The organism is Micromonospora sp. NPDC049900 (assembly GCF_044461025.1).
In the GTDB taxonomy this organism is placed as follows: Bacteria; Actinomycetota; Actinomycetes; order Mycobacteriales; family Micromonosporaceae; genus Micromonospora.
Genome location: NZ_JBITKM010000021.1, coordinates 1 through 426 on the forward strand (window position 1 = coordinate 1; position 426 = coordinate 426).

Below are 426 nucleotides of genomic sequence, written 5' to 3' on the forward strand. Positions count from 1 at the left end.
AGAACGCCGTTGCGGAGCATGGTGTTCATGGGGGTAGCTCCATTCGGGGGTAGGGCACCGTGGGGGTGTGGTGCCGACGCCGTCTGGCGCTGGTGGCTTTACTAGGGGGGTGACCCTGGCTGGCGGGGTGTGGTGGCCGCTCGCGGTGCCGGGTCCAGGTGTAACGACTGGCGAAGGCGGGCCATTCCCGCAGGGGATCCGGCGCTCCGGATCTGCCGCAGCCGGGTGTGGGCTCTGCGGTGGCCAGTCACCGGATACAACGTCCCCCGCCGCCAATGAATTCCGCCCACGCCAAGCCCAGAGCGGACAAAAGCCCCATACTCGGCGCCTGGGTCAGGCGTGCCCACGGGAGGTGGGGTGTTTTTTTTTGGGTATTGGAGCAACAAAAAAAACCCCCAACAACCGCCAACCCGGGCCCCGCGCCCC